21 protein-coding genes are annotated in these 23,119 nt (G+C 49.2%); 19 read left to right on the top strand and 2 right to left on the bottom strand.

From position 1 onward, the window contains the following. Positions 1-105: 105 nt before the first annotated feature. Positions 106-801 (bottom strand): uracil-DNA glycosylase, encoded by a 696-nt coding sequence (locus BBD42_RS30160; RefSeq protein WP_099521167.1) that lies wholly within the window; start codon positions 799-801, stop codon positions 106-108. Positions 802-1,665: 864 nt separating this feature from the next. Here BBD42_RS30160 and BBD42_RS30155 point away from each other — a divergent pair. The 13 genes from BBD42_RS30155 to speE all read left to right on the top strand — a co-directional run bounded on the left by BBD42_RS30155 (position 1,666) and on the right by speE (position 16,112). Further along, positions 1,666-3,009, top strand: a complete 1,344-nt coding sequence (locus BBD42_RS30155; protein ID WP_099521166.1) for an ABC transporter substrate-binding protein — start codon at positions 1,666-1,668, stop codon at positions 3,007-3,009. A 97-nt stretch (positions 3,010-3,106) separates the two neighbouring features. Continuing rightward, positions 3,107-4,036, top strand: coding sequence for a carbohydrate ABC transporter permease (locus tag BBD42_RS30150; protein WP_099521880.1), 930 nt, complete (start codon positions 3,107-3,109; stop codon positions 4,034-4,036). Between the two features lie 3 nt (positions 4,037-4,039). Next, positions 4,040-4,882, top strand: coding sequence for a carbohydrate ABC transporter permease (locus BBD42_RS30145; protein ID WP_099521165.1), 843 nt, complete (start codon positions 4,040-4,042; stop codon positions 4,880-4,882). 38 nt (positions 4,883-4,920) lie between these two features. Next, the gene (locus BBD42_RS30140) at positions 4,921-6,726 is read left to right on the top strand and encodes a sensor histidine kinase (RefSeq protein ID WP_099521164.1); all 1,806 of its coding nucleotides are present in this window, start codon (positions 4,921-4,923) and stop codon (positions 6,724-6,726) included. Between the two features lie 2 nt (positions 6,727-6,728). Continuing rightward, positions 6,729-8,348 carry a response regulator gene (locus BBD42_RS30135; RefSeq protein ID WP_099521163.1) on the top strand — a complete coding sequence of 540 codons (1,620 nt, stop codon included), beginning with the start codon at positions 6,729-6,731 and terminating at the stop codon, positions 8,346-8,348. A gap of 86 nt (positions 8,349-8,434) precedes the next feature. Further along, positions 8,435-9,022 (top strand): TetR/AcrR family transcriptional regulator, encoded by a 588-nt coding sequence (locus tag BBD42_RS30130; protein ID WP_099521162.1) that lies wholly within the window; start codon positions 8,435-8,437, stop codon positions 9,020-9,022. A 114-nt stretch (positions 9,023-9,136) separates the two neighbouring features. Further along, the gene (gene nfsA / locus BBD42_RS30125; protein WP_099521161.1) at positions 9,137-9,877 is read left to right on the top strand and encodes an oxygen-insensitive NADPH nitroreductase; all 741 of its coding nucleotides are present in this window, start codon (positions 9,137-9,139) and stop codon (positions 9,875-9,877) included. A 635-nt stretch (positions 9,878-10,512) separates the two neighbouring features. Further along, positions 10,513-13,188, top strand: coding sequence for a YhgE/Pip domain-containing protein (locus BBD42_RS30120; RefSeq protein ID WP_099521160.1), 2,676 nt, complete (start codon positions 10,513-10,515; stop codon positions 13,186-13,188). A gap of 17 nt (positions 13,189-13,205) precedes the next feature. After that, positions 13,206-13,802, top strand: a complete 597-nt coding sequence (locus tag BBD42_RS30115) for a hypothetical protein (protein WP_099521159.1) — start codon at positions 13,206-13,208, stop codon at positions 13,800-13,802. Positions 13,803-13,912: 110 nt separating this feature from the next. Continuing rightward, positions 13,913-14,593, top strand: coding sequence for a TetR/AcrR family transcriptional regulator (locus BBD42_RS30110; protein ID WP_237163284.1), 681 nt, complete (start codon positions 13,913-13,915; stop codon positions 14,591-14,593). A 1-nt stretch (position 14,594) separates the two neighbouring features. Further along, complete coding sequence (locus tag BBD42_RS30105; protein ID WP_099521158.1) at positions 14,595-14,939, top strand: DMT family transporter; 345 nt, start codon at positions 14,595-14,597, stop codon at positions 14,937-14,939. Further along, positions 14,940-15,254, top strand: a complete 315-nt coding sequence (locus BBD42_RS30100) for a DMT family transporter (protein WP_099521157.1) — start codon at positions 14,940-14,942, stop codon at positions 15,252-15,254. It abuts the gene before it with no gap. 30 nt (positions 15,255-15,284) lie between these two features. Beyond that, positions 15,285-16,112, top strand: coding sequence for a polyamine aminopropyltransferase (speE, locus tag BBD42_RS30095; protein ID WP_099521156.1), 828 nt, complete (start codon positions 15,285-15,287; stop codon positions 16,110-16,112). 39 nt (positions 16,113-16,151) lie between these two features. Here the strand turns inward: speE and sigK are convergent, their stop codons facing one another. Further along, positions 16,152-16,850, bottom strand: coding sequence for an RNA polymerase sporulation sigma factor SigK (gene sigK / locus BBD42_RS30090; protein ID WP_046234276.1), 699 nt, complete (start codon positions 16,848-16,850; stop codon positions 16,152-16,154). A 254-nt stretch (positions 16,851-17,104) separates the two neighbouring features. Here sigK and BBD42_RS30085 point away from each other — a divergent pair, with 254 nt between their 5' ends. From BBD42_RS30085 to BBD42_RS30060, 6 genes are all read left to right on the top strand, one after another. Further along, entirely contained in the window at positions 17,105-18,136 is a 1,032-nt protein-coding gene (locus tag BBD42_RS30085; protein WP_099521155.1) for a hypothetical protein, read from the top strand. 196 nt (positions 18,137-18,332) lie between these two features. Beyond that, complete coding sequence (locus BBD42_RS30080; RefSeq protein WP_237163572.1) at positions 18,333-19,175, top strand: class I SAM-dependent methyltransferase; 843 nt, start codon at positions 18,333-18,335, stop codon at positions 19,173-19,175. Positions 19,176-19,177: 2 nt separating this feature from the next. Continuing rightward, a complete protein-coding gene (locus BBD42_RS30075) occupies positions 19,178-19,417 on the top strand; it encodes an acyl carrier protein (protein ID WP_056035458.1) in 240 nt (79 codons plus the stop codon). Continuing rightward, positions 19,414-20,748, top strand: coding sequence for an ATP-grasp domain-containing protein (locus BBD42_RS30070; RefSeq protein WP_099521153.1), 1,335 nt, complete (start codon positions 19,414-19,416; stop codon positions 20,746-20,748). Before BBD42_RS30075 ends, BBD42_RS30070 begins: the two co-directional genes overlap by 4 nt. A 27-nt stretch (positions 20,749-20,775) precedes the next feature. After that, entirely contained in the window at positions 20,776-21,945 is a 1,170-nt protein-coding gene (locus BBD42_RS30065; protein ID WP_216364899.1) for a UDP-glucuronosyltransferase, read from the top strand. Beyond that, positions 21,942-23,051: a radical SAM protein gene (locus BBD42_RS30060; protein ID WP_237163283.1), complete on the top strand. Its 1,110-nt coding sequence runs from the start codon at positions 21,942-21,944 to the stop codon at positions 23,049-23,051. The genes BBD42_RS30065 and BBD42_RS30060 overlap by 4 nt, the downstream gene beginning before the upstream one ends. Positions 23,052-23,119 lie beyond the last annotated feature (68 nt).

Below are 23,119 nucleotides of genomic sequence, written 5' to 3'. Positions count from 1 at the left end.
AAGCATAAAGCAGGCGCTCCAGCTGGCTGTACGGCCGGACAAGCGCCTGCTTTATGTTTTTTAGGCATGTTGTTGTTGAAGTTGCTCGTTGTGCTGGCGAAAAGGTTAACGCTCCAGCTGCTCCGCCGTCATGGGCAGCTGCCAGTCAATTTCCTCGCTGCCGATGCTGCGAAGGAAGGCGTTGGCGCGGGAAAAGGGCTTGCTCCCGAAAAATCCGCGATCCGCCGAATAAGGGCTTGGATGGGGAGAAGCAATTAGGTGATGCCGGGAACGGTCAATACGGGATGCTTTATCCTGAGCATGCTTGCCCCACAGTATAAATACGATGGGCTGCTCCCGCTCGTTCAGCACCTCAATGATTCGGTCGGTAAATCGCTCCCAGCCCAAGCCTTGATGCGAGCCTGCACTGCCGGCTCTTACGGTAAGCACGGCGTTAAGCAGCAGTACACCCTGCTTGGCCCATGAGGCGAGATAGCCGTGGGCGGGAGGCGTGCAGCCGAGATCATTTGCCAGCTCCTCATAAATATTTTGCAGCGATGGGGGAATGCGCACGCCGGGTTGGACGGAGAAGCTTAGCCCATGCGCCTGGTTGGCGCCATGATAAGGGTCCTGTCCTAAAATGACGACCCGCGTATTTTCAAAAGAAGTATAATGAAGGGCATTATAAATATGATGCATATTAGGATAAATGGTAGTGGTACGGTATTGCTGGGCGAGCTGTGTGCGCATTTCCCGGTAATAAGGCTGCTCTAGCTCGGCGTTCAGCAGCTCCGCCCAATCATTATGAAAAATAGCCGCCAAGGTAAAATCCTCCTTTATTGCGTATGATTCTTATTCTAGCATAAATGAATAGATGCATAAAAATAACGATTGAAGATCGTTTATGCAAACTAAGGTCTGCCTGATGCGCCTTGCTTAGTACTTATTTGAGGACAGTCTCATCTGACAATTCAAGACTTGGGTACCGCAGCATGCGGTTGTTGCTGGGATCATTGTTGCAGAGATTGCTGCTGGAGAGAATGCTGTTGCGGAGATCACGGTTGAAGAGATCGCTGTTGCGGAGATTGCAGTTGCAGAGATTGCTGCTGCTGGAGAGAACGCTGTTGCGGAGATCACGCAGCTCGGCACACTCCCTCGTCCTTTTTTGACGGACTGAGATTCCGCTATTCTGGCTTTTGATCCGATTTCAGGTCTTACGCGGACAGGAAATCCGCTATTGCCCTCTTTTTTCTGTCAAAATGGCTTTTGGTAGCACATTAGCGTCTCCTGGGTCCGCCACCCCTCCCTTAACCCGTGTATTCGTTAAAATAACGTCTCCTGAGTCCAGCAAATTTTTCTGTGTGCAGTGAGTATACTACTGAAACGAAGAGCATGAAGCTGCATTTCGGGATGTAGGTTCACATTCATGCGGGATGACATTCCTGGTAGTACAGGAAATCCGTTTAATGCTGGCTTCGATCAGGAGTAGCAGCAGTAACAGTAGTAAAAGCACGATTAGGCTCAGGCTTGCTTACATTTGCATACACGTCCTAGCAGGGCATCTAGGAAAGGGGCATTACCTTTTTGATGATTTAGATTACTATAGTTAATTCTTTGTTGCGGAAAAATCGTCTACAATAGGTTTTGTAAGCACTTACAAAACAGAATGGTTACAGGAGGTCAAGCATGATTAAAAACAAGATTGGTATCGTATCGCTCCTTTCCCTGTCGCTTATCTTTGGGGGATGCTCGGCACAAGGAAGCAATAACCAGCCGGGGGCTGAGGCAAGCACAGATAGCAGCAGCGGTAGCGGCAGCACCAAAAAGGTCGAACTCAGAATGACCTGGTGGGGCTCGCAAACCCGTCATGATCTGACCATTAAAGCGCTGGAGCTGTTCCAGCAAAAACATCCTGATATCGTAATAAAGCCGGAATATTCCGGATGGGATGGTTATTTCGATAAGCTGTCCACACAGGTGGCTGGAGCGAATGCGCCTGATCTTATTCAAATGGATTATGCCTTCCTGACGGACTATGCGAACCGCGATGCGCTGCTAGATTTGGATACGTATACGCAAAGCGGCGACCTGAAAATTGACAAGCATGATCCGAGCATGATTAAAGCCGGTACAGTGAATGACAAGCTTTATGCAATCACAATGGGGGTGAATGCACCTGGCGTTGTATACAGCTCGAAGGTTTTCCAAGAGCTGAATATTGCTGACCCGGATGCAAGCTGGACGTGGGAGGATTTCGCCAAAATTGCCAAACAAATTAGAGAGGCGAAGGGCGATGCCTTTGTCGGCTCGGCTGACAACTCCGGAACGTTTAACATTTTTGAAATTATGGTTCGTCAAAGCGGCCGCAGCTTGTTCAAGGATGGGCAGCTAAGCGCGACGAAAGAGGATTTCACGAAATGGTTTACGCTATGGCAGGATATGCGCGGCAGCGGCAGCATTACTTCGCCAGAAGCAACGGCTGCGATGACGAATGCGCTTGAAACGCGCCCACTCGCTTTAGGTACAGGAGCGATGGACTTTACATGGTCCAACCAAATTATTGCGTTCCAGAAAGCACTGAAGGATTCAACCGATCAGCTTAAAATTCAAGTGCTGCCGCATTCGGCAGGCGAAGCAAGAAGCGGGGAATATCTCAAGCCAAGCCAATTCCTCTCCGGCTATTCCAAGACGGACCATCCGAAAGAGGTTGCAATGGTTATCGATTTCCTTGTCAATGATCCAGAAGCGACAGCTATTCTTGGCTCGGAGCGCGGGGTGCCGGTCAATTCGGAAATTCGGACGCAAATGGCAACTACGCTGTCGGATACGGACAAAATGATTTTTAACTTCGTAGACGCTGTATCCAAAGACAAAAGCGACATTGATCCGCCGTATCCGCAAGGCTTCTCGGAAGTGGACAAAAGCTTCAAAACGCTCAGCGAGCAAATGGCGTTCGCTCAAGGCGAGCTCGGCAGCAACATCGACGAGTTTATGACCAGTGCCAATGCGGCGCTCAGCAAAAGCAAATAATAGACAAAATAAATAAAAGCCAGCGGAGCCGCCTTCTATAAGCGGCGGCTCCGCCGGAATTAAGGGAAGAGGGGAATCCGCGATGACAGCACCATCTATGATGAAGCCGCCAAAAAGCAGCAAACGCGCAAAACGATCGACAAGCAGCCAGCATAATCGCGCCGCCTTGCTTTTTCTCGCGCCATGGCTCATCGGCCTGATTTGCCTGACGCTCGGCCCGGTGCTGGCGTCGCTGTATTTTTCACTGACGGATTACAGCATTCTGGCAAGCCCCAATTGGGTGGGACTCAGCAATTATAAGGAAATGTTCACAACAGATAAGCTGTTTGGAACGTCGCTCAAGGTCACTTTCACTTATGTATTCGCATCGGTGCCGCTTAAGCTGATTTTCGCACTTGGCGTTGCGCTGCTGCTTAACAAAGGAATCAAGGGTCTAGGCATCTATCGGACCATCTATTATATTCCCTCCTTGCTCGGGGGCAGCATTGCGATTTCGATGTTATGGCGGAAAATGCTCGGTGGCGATGGCCTGCTCAACCAGGTGCTGCTGAAGGTAGGCATACACGCGCCAGACTGGGTCGCAAATCCGAAATATGCGCTTTATTCGATCGTCTTGCTCTCGGTATGGCAGTTTGGCTCTTCGATGATTATTTTCTTATCGGGGCTTAAGCAAATTCCGACCGATTATTACGAAGCATCATCCGTGGATGGAGCGGGTAAAATTCGCCAGTTTTTTAACATTACGCTGCCGATTTTAACACCGGTCATATTCTTCAATCTCGTTATGCAAATTATTACCTCGTTCCAATCGTTTACGCAGGCATTCGTCATCAGCAACGGGTCTGGCGGGCCGCTGAATTCAACGCTCATGTATTCGCTTTATTTGTACAAAAAAGGCTTTGCTTTCTTCCAAATGGGCTACGCTTCGGCGATGGCTTGGGTGCTGCTGCTCATTATCGGCTGCTTCACCTTCATCATATTCCGCTCCAGCAGAGGCTGGGTGCATTACGAAGACGGGGGGAAATAGACGATGGTGGATACGCTGCGTAGAACGGCTTGGCTCAGGCATTTGGCGATTTTGCTCATCGCCTTCGTCATGCTGTATCCGGTGCTGTGGTTGGTCGGAAGCTCCTTTAAGCCGAACAATGTTATTTTCTCTGAAATTGGCATTTGGCCGCAGGAATGGGTTTGGGGTAATTATTTTGCAGGGTGGAACGGGATTCAAGGCAATCCATTCTCACATTTCCTTGGAAATTCGATGATTGTGTCTATCGGGGCTGTAATCGGGAATGTGCTGTCCTGCTCTATGGCGGCTTATGCCTTCGCCCGTCTCAGCTTCCGCTTCAAGGCGCTCGCCTTCGGACTGATGCTGCTGACGATTATGCTGCCGCATCATGTGACGCTCATTCCGCAATATATTTTGTTCAATCAGCTCGGCTGGGTTAACAGCTTCCTGCCGCTGATCGCGCCAAAATGGCTGGCGACCGATGGCTTCTTTATTTTTCTAACGGTGCAATTTATTCGCGGCTTGCCGAAGGAACTCGATGAAGCAGCGACGATTGACGGCTGCGGGCTCATTCAAATTTATTGGCGCATCGTGCTGCCGCTCGCGGTACCGGCGCTCATTACGACGACGATTTTCACCTTCCTCTGGACATGGGATGACTTTTTCAGCCAATTGATTTATTTGAGCGATGTATCGAAGTTCACGGTTCCGCTTGGTCTGCGGCTATTCCTCGATTCCAGCTCGCAATCTGACTGGGGTCCGATGTTCGCGATGTCGGTGCTGTCGCTGCTGCCTTGCTTTATTATTTTCATCATCTGTCAAAAATACTTTGTAGAAGGTATTGCGACCTCCGGCATTAAAGGGTAAGCTTCACTTACTCCAAACGGTCAGGGTGATGACATACGATGCGTACGATCGATTTTTCTTTGCGGCAATCCATATTGCGTAGAAGCAAGCTGTCCACTTTGATGGTCGCTTGCTTCGTGCTGCTGAATCTGCTATTTTTGCTGGTAATTATTTGGCTGTCCTATCGCTCCTTCTCGAATGTGACCTTTAGCGAAATTAGCAAGGCACGGCTGGCGTTGCTGAATGAAAGCACGAATCGCGGCTTTGATTTTATGACGAATATGACCAATACGGCCTATTCCGTCGTCAGCAACAAAGAGGTGAAGGACAAGCTGGAGGCGGGAGCCAAATCCAAATATGACATGCTCATTAAACGGCGGGAAATTTCCGACTTGCTGCATCATACACTGGTCGTCAATTCCGGCATTAGCTCGATTGAAATTTACAGTGATAAATTTAACGACGTGCCTTACAATTCTACGGATCTTGTATTCCCGGTCAGCAAGCTTGCCGATCAAAAATGGTTTTCCGCTTTGGAGAAGGCCGACGCTATTTGGATTCCGGAAGAAGAAAACGCTTCCTCGAAGTCGTTGATCGGGTATGCCCAGCATATGTTCGACAGCAAGGGGCGGACGATGGGCTATTTGGTCATCAGCATGTCGCAGCAGGATGTATTGCGCAATTTTGCCGATGTGCCAATGGTGCTGGAGGGGCAGGTGCTTGTCGTGGATACGGCGGGCAACATTATTGTGAAGGTGAACGACTCGCAGGTGGAGGGCGAGGAGGTCATCCTTGACGCCGAATGGCTGGTTGACCGCTCGAAAACGCTCAGTGACGGATATGAACTGCTGCGCAGGGACGATCAATCGTATTTGGTCGTGTTCTCCAAGCCTAGCTCGGTGCAGTGGCGGCTCGTACAGACAATCCCGACCAGAACGCTGCTGGCGACAACCTATCAGGCAGGCTGGTATGTGCTCGGTATCGGCATATTAAGCTTATTGCTCTCCGCGATTTTGACCTATTGGTTTGTGAAAAGCATCATCAAGCCGCTGCGCCGATTAATGGCGGAGATGAAGCGGCTGGAGCGCGGCGACTTCCAGGCGAAAGCGACAAGCGCCTTTACCGAGGAATATGTGCAGCTTTCCTACAGCTTCAACCATATGGTGTCGCGCCTGAAAGAGTCGATGGACGATGTGAAGACGGAGAGCAAGGCGAAGCGGGATGCCCAGACAAGCTTGCTGGAAGCGCAGATCAAGCCGCATTTTTTGTATAATACGCTCGATATGATTCATTGGCGGGCGCTCGATTATAAAGCGGAGGATATCAGCTTTATGATTACCCAGCTCGGCAAGCTGCTGCGCATTGGCCTGAGCGGCGGCAAGCTGTTCATCCGCGTGCGCGATGAGCTGGAGCACGCCCGCTGCTACTTAAGCATTCAGAAGGAGCGGATGACGTTTCCAATCGCTTATACTGAGCAGGTGATGGACCCGCAAATCCGCGGCTATTATATTCCGAAAATTATTTTGCAGCCGCTAATTGAGAACGCGGTCATTCACGGCAGCCCTGCGGACAGCTCGTCGGAGCTGGCGCTGGCATTGGATATTCGCGAGCAGCATGTGCCGGGGCAAGCGCCTTATTTGGAAATGAGCCTGACCGACAATGGGCGGGGCTTGCCGGATGATTGGCATATGGATAAGGCGACAGGCATCGGCATTCGCAATGTGCATACGCGCTTGCAGCTTTATTGCGGGCCATGGTATGGCTTGCAGCTCGCAAATAGCGAGCATGGAGGCGTGAAGGTAACAGTAAAGCTGCCCATTATTGAAACGGAAGCCCAATTAAAACGGTTGCTGGACGGTGAATAAGGATGAAATCAGTGCTTCTTGTAGACGATGAGCCGCATATTATTGCGGCATTGACGCGGCATGTGGGCTGGGAGAGGCTGGGGCTGCGCATTGCTGGAACCGCCGCGAATGGCGTGCAGGCGCTGGCGAGCTACCGCGAGCTTCAACCGGATCTCGTTATTACCGATGTGAATATGCCGCAGATGAATGGACTTGCGCTTGTCGAAGCGCTGCGGCAGGAGGATGCGGGCTTGCCGATCGTTATTTTGAGCGGCTTCGATGAGTTTGAAAATGCCCGGCAGGCGATGCGCTGGGGCGTTCATCATTTTTTGCTGAAGCCGGCTGCTGTGGCGGAAATTGAAGGCGTACTCGCTGAAATTATAGGCGAGCTCGATTTGCAGGCGGAGAAGCTGCGGCTGGAGGAGCATTACAAGCTGGAGCTTGACCGGCTGCTGCCGTATTTGCGCGAGCGATTGTTCACCGAGCTGCTGACGACGCGCTATCAGCCGCATGAGCTGCATGAGGAGCGGCTCGCTTATTTGAACATTCCTTCGCCAAAGCACGTGGCGGCGGTGAGCTTGCAAATGACGCGCCCTGCGCTGCTTACGAAGCTGAAGGAGCGAGACTGGCAGTTGCTTAAATTCGGCGCGAACAACATCATTCGCGAAATGCTGGCAGGCAAATTGGGCGGCTCGCCCATCCACGGCTACGCGATTGATTATTCCGACCGGCTGTTCGTGCTCGTTCTGCTGTCTGAGCAGGCGCAGGAGGGCGAGGTGTACCAGGCATGCGAGGAGCTTGCTTACAGCGTAACGGAGAAAATAACGGCGCTGCTCAAGCTGGAGGCTACCGCCGGTATCGGTTCAGTACGCAGCAGCTTGCATGAGCTGATCGATTCGTATTTGGAAAGCCGCGTGGCGCTGGAGGCAGCAGAATTTCAAGGGACGAGCCAAGTGTATCCTTATGCGGAATGGGCACAGCTGGATACGACGTATGACCAATATGCACCGCTGCTCAAGCAGTGGAATGAGGCGCTGTCAGACAAGGATTTGGAGCGGGCAGCCCAGCAGTGGGAAGCGATTTATAATCAGCTGCAAAAGGAGGCGAGCGGCTCGCTGACAGATATTCAGACGATTTGCGTCGGCTTGTTCAGTTCGCTGACCTTTTTCTGGAATGAGGCATTCGCCCAGCATCAGCCACCGCGCACGCTGTCGCAATTTTTGCAGGGCATCCAGCAGCATTTGACGCTTGGCGACTTGGCACGCTGGATGAATGAGCTTGTAGAGGAATGGCTGCAAAGCGCGGCGCAGGAAATTTCCGGCCGGAAAAGCAATCGGCTTGTCGATAGCGTGAAGCAGTATGTGTCGGCGAATTTCAGCCAGGAAATCAGCTTTGCGGCCATTGCCAAGGAGCTGTTCGTGCACCCGAAATATTTAAGCCAGCTGTTCAAACGGGTAACAGGGCAAAACTTTGTGCATTATTTGAACGATTACCGCATTCATAAAGCCATCGACTATTTGCAGTCGGGCCATCATATGGTGTACGAGGTCAGCGAAATGGTCGGCTTCAATAATCCGACCTATTTCAGCCAAGTGTTCAAAATGAGCACGGGGAAAAGCCCTTCGGATTATTTTCGGATGTGAGGCAAACGAGTGCAGAATGAAATTTGACTGAACGTTACAAAATAGCTATACTGTACTCAGCCTCACATTTTAAGAAAGGTGATACTATGAATAAGAGTGGCAGGCCACGTGGGTTTAATAAACCAGAAGTGATTAATGCGGCAATGGATGCCTTTTGGTCGAAAGGATATGAAGGCTGCTCTACTGAGGATTTATGCACCAGTACAGGGCTTGGTCGAGGAAGTCTATACAACGCGTTCGGAAGCAAGCACGAGCTATATGAGCTAGCCCTTAGCCATTATCATGAGCATTGGATTCAGGAGCAAACAGCCCTTTTGGAACGTCCTGTTCCTGTAAAGGAAAGGCTGCGTGGTTTTTTAGAATGGGCGGTAGAAAAGGATTTTGAGGATTCAAGCAAGGGCTGCTTGCTCATTAACGCAACTATGGAGCGTGGTCGAATGGACTCCACAGTCGAAACGGTGGCTAATCTTCATGTGGAATCCTTGGAGAGTGTTCTCTGTCGTGTGATAGAACAAGGTATACAGTCTGGGGAAATCACTTCTGACAGATCGGCTTTGGATTTGTCGAGATCGTTTCTATGCAGCTACTACGGTCTTCGCATTCTCAATGCATCTACACGAAATCTGGAAATGGCCGAACAACTGGTTGAGAGTACAATGGTGAATATGAAATAGCCGACAATACCGGCTCTTTTTTTTACTGTATTTTTGTACTGATCATTCAAATATAGGCTTTAGGCTATAACGTGCTGAGTAAGCATCCTAATGAGATTAAAGGGAGAGATTGAAATGAATCAAACGATTGAAACTATTTTGAAGCATGTGTCTGTTCGTTCGTTTACTAAGCAAACCTTATCTGAGAGACAAGTTAGGCAGTTAGTAACCGCTGCTCAAGCTGCATCCTCTGCAAGCTTCCAGCAAGCCTATTCCATAATCGGTGTGACTGATCCCGATTTATTAAAGAAAATAGCAGAAGAAGCAGGCCATCAACCCTTTATAGCTGAGGGAGGACATTTCTTTGTTTTCTGTGCGGATGTAAATCGTCATCAACAGCTTGCAGAGGAATTAGGAATGGATATTTCAAAAACGCTTGAAGGGATAGACGCTGCACTGTTAGGTGCTATCGATGCTTCCTTGGCAGCTCAAAATTTAGTGCTTGCCGCAGAATCTATGGGCTTAGGGGTTTGTTACATTGGTGGAGTCAGAGATGGCATTATTAAAATTTCAGAATGGCTCAATCTTCCCGATTATGTTTATCCTGTATTCGGAATTGCTGTGGGATATCCGAATGAGCGTAACGAAATAAAGCCTAGAATACCATTTGAAGCCATTTATCATGAAAATCAATACAATGTTCATACTAAGGATATGATTAAACAGTATGATGAGGCCATGACGCTGTATTATGCAGCTCGTGCAGGCGAAAAACGAAAGCATACTTGGTCGGAATCAGCGATCAGCAGTTTCATTCGTCATCCACGAAGCTATATGAAAAGCTTTCTGAATGGCAGGGGATGGGCGCGAAATTAATGGAAAGCAGCCTCGGTGCATGAGGAGACTTTATTGAAGGCTTTAGTGATATAGCAAAAGGTTAAAAATAGCGCCCTCCGTTTAAAAGTATACCCTCTGCACAAAGCTAGATTTGGCGGACACAGCAGCAGCTATTTCATCCACAACATAGGTTAGAGCACAGTCTGCGGACTCAGGAGCAGCTAATAGGCTGCTCAAAGCCATTTTGAAGGGAGTATGAGGGTTATAACGGATTTCCTGTCTGCTTACGATCCAAAATCGTGTTCAAAGCCTGAATAGCGGAACCTCAGTCCTCCAAAATGGAGGAGGTGACTGCATCTGCACTGAACCTTCACAGAACAGAACTGCACAGCACAGTCTCAGCAACAATCACATGACCAGCCCAATTGGATATTGTAAATTACTTCATTAAAACTCCAATATACGAATCCATCCGCATGGAATCAGCGCATATCCTTCATATTCTCCGCAATGACCAGCACCTTTTTCTTGGCTGTGCCACCCAGTTCCCATGAAAAAAATCATCATGATATTTCTTCTTTTCCCTGTTAATGCTAAACTAAGGTCTGATTAGCGGCAAGCAGGTGTTGCAAAGGCCGCTCCACATCTTATGACATAGCAAAGGCGGTCTACTCATGCGCAATATTTGGCATATTTATAAAACAGATTGGCTCCATATTTTACGTGTGCCTACCGGCATTTTTCTTATTTTAGCGATTATATTGCTCCCCGGCTTGTACGATTGGGTCAATATTAAATCGGTGTGGGACCCTTACAACAACACACAGGGCATTAAAATTGCAGTCACAAGCCTCGATGCGGGAGCGAGCGTTCAAGGAAAGGCGGTTAATATCGGTGAGGATCTAGTGACAAGCCTGCAAACGAACGAGAAGCTGGGCTGGACGTTTGTAAGCGAGCAGGAAGCGATGGATGGCGTTGAAAAAGGCACCTATTATGCAAGCCTGCTTATTCCAGCTGATTTTTCTGCCAAAATAACCGGCATTATCGAAGGCAAAATCGAGCGGCCGGAAGTGGTTTATACGGTCAATGAAAAGGTGAATGCCATTGCGCCGAAAATAACCGGCTCCGGCGTTTCCGCCATCACGAAGCAAATTAACGAAGGCTTCACAGAAGCTGTAAGCGAAACGGTGCTGACGAAGCTGAAGGAAGCGGGCGTAGAAGTGGAAGCGGAGCTGCCGACGATACGCAAGGTCGAGAATGGCATTTTCAGTCTGGAAAGCCATTTGCCTGAAATCGAAGCGGCTGGACAGAAGGTGCTGGAAATCGAGAGCAAGCTGCCGGAAATCAACGAGAAGGCGCAAAAAATAATCGAGCTCCAGCAGAAGCTGCCGGAGATTAATCAAGCTGCGCTATATGTGCTAAAGCTGCAGCAATATTGGCCGAAGATCAGCGATGCTGCTTCGGAGGTGCTCATTATTCAGGAGAAGCTCCCTGAAATCCAAAAAGCGGCGCAGCGCATCCAGGAGGTCGATGCCAATTTCGACCGCGTGAGCGAGGTGGTTGACACGGCGCTGGACAAAACGAATACAGCGCTTGGCATTGTGACGGCGGCTGAGGAGCAGCTGCCGAAGCTTGAGGCGCTGGGGGGAGACGCGATCGCTTTCGCGGATGGACTGAACAAGTTTTTAGCGTCGAGCCAGGAGGCCTTTCAGACGATTAGCCCGACTTTGAAGCAAAATTTGCTGCTGGTCAAGCAAATTGCTGATGCTGCCGAACTGCTGACTGCAAGGCTGCAGGAGGCTGATCTTACCAAGCTGCCGACCGCGGCGGAAGTTCAGGCGCTCTCCGGGCGGCTCAGTACAGCAGCAGGCGTAATCGGCAGCATAACCAATATGCTGTCGACAATTAACAGCCATTTGCCGGATGGGCAGCTAAGCGGGACCATTCAGCGGCTGAGCGGTCTCACCGAAAAGCTGAATACGCAAATTCAGCTGCTCGGCATCATTAAGGATGCGATGGACAGGGGAACCGCGCCGCCAGAGGAGATTGTGGCGCGGCTGCATACGGCAACGGAGCAGGTGAGCAGCGATCTTGGCTACGTGCTGGAGCATTATGACAGCGATATTGTGCCTGCAATCACCGAAGGCTTGAGTAAATTGCAGCAGCTTGGGGCGGCATCGTCCGATGTGCTGCAAACGGCGAAGAGCAAGCTGCCGGATATCGCCGAGCTGCTCAAGGCCGCGCGTGAAGGGCTGGCGTTTGGGCAGCAGGAGCTGGCCCGCATTCAGGCAGAGCTGCCGGAAATTCGCACGAAGGTGCATGAAATAGCGACGACTTTGCAAAGCAAGACAGACGCCTTCGTGAACGCGATTAACACGGCCGCGCCATTTATCCGCAATGACTTGCCAGCCATCGGCAAAAAAATCGACGCAGCCGCAGCTTTTGTCCAGAACGATTTGCCTGAGGCGGAAAAAGAGCTGGCAAAGCTGGCGGATTTCGTCCAATACCAGCTCCCTCAGCTTACGGACAGCGTGAAACGCGTTGCCGGACTTGTCCGCAGCGACTTGCCGCAGCTGGAGGAAGCGATTCGCAAAGCGGCCGACAAACTGCGCGAAGTGAAGGCTGATAACAGCTTTGCGGAGCTTGCGAAGCTGCTGCGCGGCGATATTGAGAAGGAAAGCGAGTTTTTGGCGAGCCCCGTGCTTATTAAGGAAAACCAGCTGTATGCGATTCCTAATTATGGCTCGGCGATGTCGCCTTTTTACGGTGTGCTGTCGCTTTGGGTAGGTGCCACGCTGCTTATTTCAATGCTGCGCTCAGAGGCAGACAATCCCAGTGGAAGCTATCGCGGCTACCAGCTGTATTTGGGGCGGCTCGGCACTTTTTTAACGATTGGATTGTTGCAGGCATTATGCGTAACGCTGGGAGACTTTTTTATATTAGGCGCCTATGTTGCAGATAAGCTGTGGTTTGTTTTATTTGCGATGCTCGTCAGCATCGTATTTGTCACCATTACGTACACGCTGCTGTCGGTGTTCGGCAATGCGGGCAAGGGGATTGCGATTATTTTTATGGTGTTTCAATTTTCCAGCTCAGGCGGTACTTTTCCGATCAGCATGACGTCGCCTTTTTTCCAAGCGCTGAATCCGTTTATGCCGTTTACGTATGCGATTAGCTTGCTGCGCGAATCAGTTGGGGGCATTTTGTGGGAAACGGTGCTGAAGGATGTGCTGTTCCTGCTCGGCTTTATTGCCATTAGCCTGTTCATTGCCCTCGTGCTCAAACGCCCGCTTAGCGGCATCATTAAGCGCTCGTCCGACAATGCGAAGAAGACCAAAATTATAGCATAGAGATTAAGGGGAAACGTATGAAAACATACGAACAGTTCGTGGGAGAAATGATTGCGGCGGCGCAGGCTGCGGGGCTGCATATTTATCAAAATAAAAACCGGCTGGAGACAAGGTCGCTGGATCGCGAGTTTTCGTTTTTTTGTACGCCGAGGGCTCACCAGCAGCCGTACCAGACGAGCGCCTATATGTTTTTTGAATGGAGCAGCGTGTTGACGGCGGAATCGCTTCGCGAAAGGGAAGAGGCGGCGCAGCAGCCAATTCTCGCTGTCATGCGCAGCGCCGATGACGAAACCGTGAAGGATGAGCCTTGTACGCAGCTGCACATTCAATATGAGTTTGAGGTAGCGGAAAATTTTCAAACGATGACGGATGAAATCAATCAGCAGCTGCTGACGATTTTTCGCAAGTCTATGGGCCATACGAACGTTCCGGTTATAAAATGGGAGCTAATTATTCAAGCCAGCGGCGAAAATCATATTTCTAAAATATCGGCGCAGCAGCACTGGAGCATTCCCTTGCTTTCGGATTCCGGTGTTGGCCCGATTATGCTAGAGGTTAATGATGTTTTGATCGCAATTGGCGAGCTGCCGTTTATCAAAAAAGATGCGCAGTAGCACCCTTGCAGAAATTTCTTGTGAAAATAATGAAGCTGGCCATCGTCTAAACGGCTAGCAGAAAGCTGCCCTTCCTTGTAGGGGCGGCTATTTGGCGTAACTATAAAGCGATGGAAAATGGTAAGGCGATCAAAAGTATTGCTATAAATAGTAATGCGTGCTATTATTACCTGACGAACGTTCGGAAGGGTGATGAAATGACTTTAAATCGCATTAAACAGGCTGCACTAACCCAGTTTGCAGTTAATGGCTACGAAGGTGCCTCGTTAGCTCATATTGCGAATGAGGTAGGGATTAAGAAACAGTCCATTTACACACACTTTAGTGGGAAAGATGAGCTTTTTCTGGAAGTCTTCAAAGATTCATTCGGAAAGGAATTGCAATTCGTAAATCAATATTTCGGAAGTAAGCAGCAAGACCCGTTCAAAGAAGTGCTTCACAACTTTTTATTGCAATATCTTGACCGATATGAGCAGGATAGCAATACGAACTTTTTTCTAAGAACGGTGTTTTTCGCGCCATTGCATCTTAAAAGCGAGGTTGTTGAACAGGGCAACTCTTTTATTGACCAGCTAGAAGAGATGCTGATTCCTTTGTTTAATGCGGCAAATTTGGAAAATAACATGCGTCTATCCGTTGATGAAGATACAGCTGCCATTGCTTTTATAGCTGTACTAGATGGATTGTTCATGGAAATGTTATTTGGAAACGCGGAACGGACAATGAGAAGGCTGAATGCATCCTGGTCTGTTTACTGGAGCGGAATACAACAGGGTAGTGAGGGAACTTAAAATGAATCGTGGATGGTTGTTTGTATTACTTGGTTCTTTATTTGAAGTGTTATGGGTAATGGGTTTAAAACATTCTCATGATGCTCTTACATGGATTGGAACGGTGCTGGCGATTGTGCTTTCGTTTTATTTATTAATGCGTGCCATTGCCTTACATTTGCCAGTAGGGACTGTTTATGCCGTCTTTACTGGACTTGGGACTACGGGAACGGTACTTGTTGAAATGCTAGTGTTCGGGGAAGCGTTCAACATTGTGAAAGTAGCATTAATTCTCGTCCTATTAGCTGGTGTAGTTGGGCTTAAAGCAGTTACAAAAGCACCACAGCAAAAAGGCGGTGCTGCATAAATGGCATGGATTTACCTCATTTTCGCAGGGTTGTTTGAAGTTGTTGGAGTCATTGGCATGAATTTGATTACTAGACAGAAAAATGCGAAGTCGTTCATCATATTTATCGTGGGGCTCGCAATGAGCTTTACGCTATTAAGCTTTGCGATGCAATCGCTGCCGATGGGCACGGCGTATGCCATCTGGACAGGAATAGGTACAGTGGGCTCTGGCCTAGTAGGCATATGGTTTTATGGGGAGTCAAAAAATTGGCAACGAATATTGTTTATGGGCATGGTTTTAAGCGCTGCAGTAGGCTTGAAATTATTCACTTAACTTGACTATAAAGATTTGGAGGCAGGGAATATGGAGCTATGGTTTACAGAGAAGCAGACTGAAGCATTTGGCATTACAGGAAAGGTTAAAAGGACATTGCATAATGAAAAAACAGCATTTCAACAGCTGAACATGATTGAAACAGAACAGTTTGGCAATATGCTTCTGTTGGATGGAATGGTTATGACGACTGAACGTGATGAATTTGTCTATCATGAAATGCTTGTTCATGTCCCCTTATTCACCCACCCCAATCCGCAAAAGGTTTTGGTCGTTGGCGGCGGTGATGGAGGAACCATCCGTGAGGTTTTGCAGCATCCTACTGTGACAAAAGTCGTTCAAGTGGAAATTGACGGGAAAGTGGTTGAGTATTCCAAGCAGCATTTGCCCCACATCTCGTCGGCCTATGGGAATCCGCGTGCGGAACTGATAATAGGTGATGGTTTTATGCATATATTAAATAGTTCAGATGAATATGATATTATTTTGGTTGATTCTACCGAGCCTGTCGGACCTGCGGCGAGCTTATTTACTAAAGGATTTTATGCGGGAATATCAAAAGCGTTGAAAAAAGATGGAATCTTTGTTGCGCAAACAGATAACCCATGGTTTAAAGGCGACTTAATACGCAGCGCCGTTCAGGATACGAAAGAAATATTTCCGATCGCCCGCCTTTATACATGCAATATTCCGACGTACCCAAGCGGGATGTGGACGTTTACGCTCGGTTCGAAGACTTATGATCCACTAGAAGTAGAAGCCTCACGTTTCTTTGAACTGAACACGAAGTATTACACGCCTGAATTGCATCATGCATCATTTGTTCTTCCTAGGTTCGTTAAGGATTTATGTAAATAAAGCAAGTGACTTAGCCTCGGCTTAGTCACTTGCTTTTTATTATCTTTTTGCTTTATAAAACTCATGATACAGCTTCATCAGCGCCCGTTTCTCAATCCTTGATACATAGCTGCGGCTGATGCCAAGCTCTTTCGCAATTTCCCTCTGTGTTCGTTCTTCCCCGCCATGCTCCAAGCCGAATCGGCCCATAATGACTTCCTTTTCACGTTCATCCAGAATGACTAAATTTTTATAAATTTTACTTTTTTCCATTTTAAGCTGCACCGTTTCCACGATTTCATTTGGATCGCTTCCAAGAATATCGACCAATGTTATTTCGTTTCCTTCTTTGTCAGTACCGATCGGATCATGCAGCGATACGTCCTTGCGTGTTTTTTTCAAGGAGCGAAGATGCATTAAAATTTCGTTCTCGATACAACGGGCAGCAAATGTCGCCAGCTTTGTGCCTTTGCCTGTCTGAAAGCTTTCAATGGCTTTAATCAGCCCGATCGTGCCGATGGAAATTAAGTCCTCTAGATCTTCTCCCGTGTTATCAAATTTCTTGACGATATGGGCCACCAATCGCAAATTATGCTCAATAAGTAGATTTCGGGAATGCGTATTGCCTTCCGCCATGAGCGCTAGATGCTTTGCTTCCTCTTCTTCACGCAGCGGCTGCGGAAAAGCGTTATTTTTTACATACGACACGAGCAGCGTTAGCTGTTTAATAAACAAAGCGATTGCAGCAAATAATCCCATCGTCAGGACACCCCCATGAAGTATTGCCGGGCCTCTTAATCAGCCTCAGCGTGCACGAACATCAATTTTACATTGTATGTAGGCAGGGGCCTATACGTGCATGTACATTCGAAAAGACGCAATCAAACCCATATCGGGATTTGCATCCATTCGTTGTATTTTTAATTTTTTTAAGCCTGCTCAAAAAAGTGCAATTGCAGGAAAAAGGATAATAACCTATGGTGGAAGTATTTCATTGAAAAGAGGCGATCTATTTGGAAGCTGTAAATACCGCACATATCCTTCCGCTTCGCAAGCCGGTCATTGAGGTCAATTCGTACCATGCTTTTTCCCAAGCGATTGTGCTGACGGACGAAGCGTTGTCGCTGCCGTGTCTCTTTAGCCACTACATCCATCTGTTTGGCGTTCCCGAATTTGATAAGGGCAACTTTATTCATTTCGCATCCTATTCTTTTTTTCACGAACTGCCTTATACCTTTGTGTCAAAGCTGCATATCGATCAATTGAGGTCATGGTTTCATGACCCGTTATCCTTCTTTATCGACTGCTTGCACAAAAATCAATATTTAGCCATTGCGCTAGACGAATATTATATTCCCGGCACTTCCTCTTACCAGACCAAGCAGCAGGTGCATCATTTGCTTATTCACGGCGTCGATGTTTCGCAGCAGCTGTTCTATGTTGCAGGCTACTTTTCGAATCCGCCGGTCTATGACTCGGGTCGGCCGGTAAGCTTCGATCTGCTGCGAGAATCGCTTCGGCACGCAGGGCCCATCAGGCAGCGTGTCAGCCAGACACTAGAGATTATCCAGTATCCATACCGGGATATAAGTACGCCAGATTTTGAGCTGGACGTTCATTTTATCGCAAGGTCATTGGAGGAGCATTTGCTGTCCAAGCCGTTGACCGAGAAAAATCCGCAAAGAATCCATTTTTGGTTCGGCCTGCGATTATATGATTTGCTTGAGCAATTCCTTGAAAGGGAGCTGGAAGCAGAGCAGCCGCTCATTCATATGAAAGCGCTCCAGACGCTCGTCAATCATAAGCAGTGGATGATGAAAAGAATCGAGTACTTGCATGCTCACAAGCTGATTTCCGATAACGGCCTGTTTGCGATGGGGCAGGATGTGCTTAAGCAAACCGTGATCCTCCATCAATGGTGTGTGAAGCAGCGGGTCAGAAGGGACCCGAGCAACATCGTTAAGGCCATTCGCTGCACGCAGCAGTTAAAGCGGAGCGAGGCGTTATTTTTGGAAAAATGCTTGAATCAATTGGTTATTGCTTAACGATTTCTAAAAAGTGCAAATGTTTAAAAAAAGTGCAATACAAGGAAATAACACGTATTCAAAGCAAGAAACCGATCATCAAAAAAGTCTTATTGCACGGCGAACACCAATGTCTATAAAGTTGAAGTAGGCCATTGACTCACAGAAGCTACTTCACCCATGTTGTAGATGAGAGGAGTTGTTCACTCGCTTGGCAATGAAGACAACGCTTACAACCTCACCGATTCAGCATCAGGTCAGTCGACACACAAGTCCGCTTGGCGTTATGCTGCTGCGATTGATTTACCTCATGTATTACGCCTTGCTGTACCCGCCTTATTATTTCTGGAACAAACGCGATTTCAAAACACAAACGAAAAAAAATCCCTTCTACGTCAGCAAGCTCGTGCGATTAGTAGAAAAGCATCCCCGACTGTATGAGCTGTCGATGTTTGTGCTGAACTTTCCAAGACCGACAGCGGTTTATCATTTTTTGCCTGAATTACAAGGAAGAGTGCTGCAGGTTGGCTGCGGGACGGGGCTTCTGAACAAGCATGCGAAAGGATGGAGGCATGCCGAGTTTTTTAATCTCGATATTAATGAAAAATACCTGCAATTCGGCATGAAGAAGGGCCGGCTGCACAATTGCATCCATTCTGGCATTTATCAGGTGGACAAGGAGGATGAAAGCTTTGACAAGATCGTCTTCGCCAGGTGCTTCCATCACATCCGGCATCATAAAAAAGCGTTTAAGGAATGTGCAAGACTACTAAATAAAGGAGGGGAATTGTGGATTCTGGACCCTGTTATTTTGGAGGAGCAGGGCTCAGGCAAACAAATGAGCGCGGGTTATATGGCCAATTCGTCTATTGACGGCGTCATTTGGCGTTTTACGAAGCAAGCGTTCATCGAGCACGTGCTGGCTTCACTACCTGGGGAATTGGAGCTCATTTCGATCACGGAAAATCGGCAGCCGCACTTAACCAATTATAATTTGAAATACCCGCAAACCGATATTTTGGCGGTTATTCGAAAACGAAACGAAGGGGAGAACAAGTAATGCTGCAGACGCAAATTATTACGATTATTTCCGAAATCAAGAACGAGCCCGACCTGGCAGCTACGCTGACGGGAGCTTCCGACATGCTGAACGACGCGGGGCTGGACTCGCTCCAGTTGATTAATTTCATACTCCGGATCGAGGACGAATTCGAAATCGAAATCGATTTTGACCAATTTGATATGGAGCACTTGCAGTCTATCGATATATTTTGCGACTTTATACAAGCCAAGAGCGCATGAGGCGGGCTGGAGGCGTAACGACAATCCATTGCGGCGCCTTCGATGCGGAGACGCTGTGGCGGGATGAGACGCTGGCGAAGCTGCCAGCCCTGCCTGACCCGCAGGCCAAGGCGATAGTTGGCGCGATGGACGAGCTGTTGTTTTTATTTTGCGAAGGCTCGGATGTGCTGCTTACCCGAAATCTGGTGGCGCCGGCGCAGCTTGGCTACTTGAGCAGCATTGGCTTGACGTTCAGGACTAGCGACGAGCCGCTTGAGGATAGCGGCGGAGCGCAGGACGCAAATCCCTTTCAGCAAATGCTGAATAAGGGGGCGGTGCGCAAGTATAAGGAGCTGCTTCCGCCAGGCGGCGTGATAGAGCCGTTTGCCGTACTGGACGGCCTGCAGGAGCTGTCCTCGCTTTATCGGCTCGATGGGCGTTATCCAGCTATGGAGACGATTCGGCACGTGAATTCCAAGCTGTATTCGGCCGAGCTGAGAGAAAGTTTGGGGTATGGCCCGCCTACGAGGATGGTGAGGAGTCATACGGAGCTGAGGCGCGCCGCCGAAGCTATGCTGATTGCTGGCCCCGTGCTTGTTAAAGATACGTTTGGGGTATCTGGCAAGGGAAACTTGCTGATCCAAAGCACGGCGACGCTGGAACGTATAGCCGGGTATATCGCTGCCCAGGAGCAGAAGGGAAAATCAACCTTGTTTCTGCTCGAGCCGCTGCTGGACAAGGAAGCTGATTTTTCATGCCAATTCCATATTGATGCGGATGGCGGTTATGAGCTCATTTCCGTACAGCAGGTTTTGAACGCCGAATTTGCCTATCAGGGCACGTTTAGTGCAAGTGGGGAGCTCATAGAGAAGCTGGAGCGCGAGGGCTATTTCAAGCTGATGAAAAAAACGGCAGAGCTGCTTTATGAGAACGGTTACAACGGTCACGTCTGTGTCGATTCGATGCTGCTGGCGGACGGCGGTCTCGTGCCAATTGTAGAAATTAACGCGCGCAAGTCGATGAGTCTGATCAAAAAACGTCTGGACGATTTTTTAGCCGAATTTTCGCTTCAAGGCAACCTTACCTATTTATCCGTCATCTGTCCTGGCATCGTGGAGTACGCCGATCTGCTTGCGGCTATGGACCGCGAAGGGCTGCTCTTCCGGCCTGAACGGGGAGAGGGAATTCTCCCGCTTAGTGCGGGTACGTTCACGATTAATCAAGCCGCCGGATTAAAGCGCAAGGGAAGGCTTTATTTGTCCGCTGCAGCGGGGCGAATAGAACGCTGCAGCGAGCTGCTTGCCCGCATGCGAGCCCTCCTGAACACACGCGGTATAGCCGTAACCAATTAAGCGCCTAAAGGGAATGAGGAGGAAAATATGATGGGCATTGGGGCTAATCGGGACAATCGCTTCACCACGATACTTTGCTCAGGCTTTGGTCTCGGTTTTTATAATCCGGGTTTAATTGTGAACTACCAATTAAGACAGCGCGGCATACCGACCGAGGTGCTGGTATTCGAAAGGTTTATGCAAGTAGAAAAGCAAGCAAAAATCGTAGACAGCAGGAAGGCTTATCATGACAATTTTAAGCTTGCGAAAATTGCCACGAAGCTGCCCAAGGATATTCGGGACAGCTTCGATTCGGAGCAAATCATTGACCTGCTAAACAGCTGGGCGGCGGAGGGACGAAAGAGGTTTATTTCCTTATCGGGGCATTGGGTGTACATTCTGGAGCTGTACAGAGAAAAGCTCGATGCCGCTGCTGCCGAGCTGGAGGTCGATCTGCTGTATGTCGATTCGGATCTGTCGCCTTCTTGGAAAAGCCTCAAAAAATATATGCCCGATTATCCAGCCCGTTACCGGGAGGTGTGGCTGTATGCGTCGTCAACGTTGTCTATTCATCTGCAAATTCGTGTTGGCGACGAAGAACCGCTGCCTTTCGCAGACAGAGCGCCGCGGTATGTCATTCACGGCGGAGGCTGGGGGATGGGGACCTATCAAGGGAAAATACCGGAGCTTGCGCAGCTGGGATTTGCCCTCGATGTCGTTGCTTATGAGCCGGCGGAGGCCCAGGGGCAGCAGCTTGGCAATCGTTATTACATGAATGATCCCGAGTGGACGGCTTGGAATAAAGGAGAATCCGGGGAGCATGAATTTCCAAGGTTCGGCGAGATAAGGCCGGATACTGCACCGTCATTTTCCAATTTGCCGTCCCATCACGGTCTCTATGATGTCATTCGTCAAGCCAAGGGCATCATTAGCAAGCCCGGTGCAGGGACGCTGATGGATTCGCTGGCCTCGGCCACGCCGGTCATTATGCTTGAGCCGTTCGGCGAGCATGAGAAGAGAAACCTGGAAGTATGGGTGGAGCACGGTCTCGGAATCACCTATGAGGATTGGGAGCGTGCGGGTTTTGCAGAGGAGGCGTTAGCGACGATTCATGAACGGCTGCTCGCAAAACGCGCGGCTGCAAGAACGTATACAGACGACTATTTGGAACGGATCGGTTGGGGTGAAGGACGGTATCCCGATAGGAGGGCGACATGATGGCGATTAGAACGGAGTCCGCGCCTGCCGCGGCTCAAGCGTTAGACCTGCACAGTCCCAAGTGGATTTTTCTGCAGCTGATCGAATCGTGCAATTTGCGCTGCAAAATGTGCTTCGAGTGGGGGGAGAACGGCTCTTACAAGGAGAAGCCGGAGCTGAAAAAGCTCGATATCGGCGTGGTGAAACAGATTATTGAGGATTGCAAGGATACACGTCCCTATTATGAGCTTTACGGGGGAGAGCCGCTGCTTTACCCATGGATCGACGAAGTATTGGAGCTCATTCATAGAACGGGGAGCAAAGCCCATTTTCCTACCAACGGCACTTTGCTGGAGCGGCATGCGGAGATGATTATGGCCTTTCCGCCAGAGCGCATTTGGGTGTCGCTTGATGGTCCCGAGGAAATTAATGACGCACAGCGGGGTGCAGGAGTCTTCCGCAAAGCCATGAAAGGCATCCGCAAGCTCTATGAGCTTCGGGAAGCAAGGGGCAGCGAGTACCCGAAAATTGGCATTAGTACGACCGTCACGCCGACAAATTACAGGCATTTGGAGCGGTTTTACTTTGAAAGCGTGGACCTTGCGATGCTGGATTGTATTAGCGTCGAGCTGCAGCAGTATGTCACACGGGAGCGCTACGATCACTACGCAGGCGTGCTGCGGGAGCATTTTGATATTGCTGCCGCGCCGATTGCCAGAGGCTTCATTGCTGATCCTGCGCAGTTCGCGGAAGTCGATGCAGCGGAGCTATGCCGGCAGTTGAAGCGGATCGAGCGCCACTGTGCGGAGCACGGCATGTACTTTAATGCATATCCGAAGGTAATCAGCGAGGAAAATATCCGCCATTATTTTAATGCGGAATGGTCCAAGGTTACCAATATGAAGAAGCGCTGCGTTTTTCCATGGATCAGCACGGAGGTGAGTGCTAGAGGCGAGGTAACCTCCTGCCACAATTTCTACGATCTATCGCTCGGGAACGTCAATGAGCTCAGCTTAAAGGAGATCTGGAACGGCACGAAATACAAGCAGTACAGGGATTACTTGCGCAAGCAGCTGTTCTCCATTTGTCCGGGCTGCTGCTTGTATTATAACGAGAAGCCGCGCTGAGCGGCCTTACCAAAGTTGAGGCGGCAGAGGCTCGCTCCGCACAGAAGACTCTGCTGAGCTTAAGGGGA

The organism is Paenibacillus sp. BIHB 4019, from assembly GCF_002741035.1.
Lineage (GTDB): Bacteria > Bacillota > Bacilli > Paenibacillales > Paenibacillaceae > Pristimantibacillus.
The sequence above is the reverse complement of the archived record's forward strand: the minus strand, read 5'-3'. Positions and strand labels throughout refer to the sequence as shown.